This is a genomic window from Streptomyces carpinensis (genome assembly GCF_002154505.1).
Lineage (GTDB): Bacteria > Actinomycetota > Actinomycetes > Streptomycetales > Streptomycetaceae > Streptomyces > Streptomyces carpinensis.
Genome location: NZ_MUBM01000369.1, coordinates 1 through 668, shown reverse-complemented (window position 1 = coordinate 668; position 668 = coordinate 1). Strand labels below are relative to the sequence as shown.

Annotated in this window: 1 pseudogene; it reads right to left on the bottom strand. The window is 73.2% G+C overall.

Going from position 1 to position 668, the window contains the following annotated elements:
* Positions 1 to 385: pseudogene (locus BZY54_RS38745) on the bottom strand (SAM-dependent methyltransferase); the annotation flags it as partial.
* Positions 386 to 668 lie beyond the last annotated feature (283 nt).

Genomic DNA, 668 nt, shown 5'->3' with positions numbered 1-668 from the left:
CCTCCTCGGGGGGCGGGGCGGGCGGCAGCGGCGGGCCGGCCAGCTTCAGCAGGCCCAGGGCGGCGGTGCGCGCCTCCGGATCGCGCAGCGTCCCCACGAGGCCGCGGGCGTCCTCCCCGCGCTCCCAGACCAGGCCGGAGAGCAGGCCCAGGGCGGTGTAGAGGTCCCCGTCGATGGTCAGGTCCCCGGCCACCCAGGCGCGGGCCAGGCCGAGTTCGCCCGGCTTGAACAGCAACCGGCGCAGCGCGCGGCGGTTGCGTACGACCAGCGTCGGCGCCCCGGGCGGCCCCGACTCCGAACCGTCCCAGGCGCGGATGCGCACCGGTAGCGGGGTACCCAGTAGCTGTTCGAGCAGTCCTGTGAGCCGCAGCGCGGCGTCGGGCATGGTGCACACCTCCGTGACGGCGAACGCCGGAATGTCATCCACCACGTAAACACCAGGAGGCCCCTTGCGCAGTCCCGCAAGCGGGTTACGACTGGGCAAAACAGTTGTAGCGGCCATGCAGTTGGGTGCGGGAGCGGCCCGTGCCGCCCGGGTCCGGCCCGGCTACGGCCCCGTCCAAACACGCCGAAGGACCTCCCGCACCACGGATGGCGGAAGGTCCTTCGGATGGTTCGGTGACCTGGAGGGGTCAGGAGGCCTTGGCCTTCTCCGGGTTGCTCGCGGC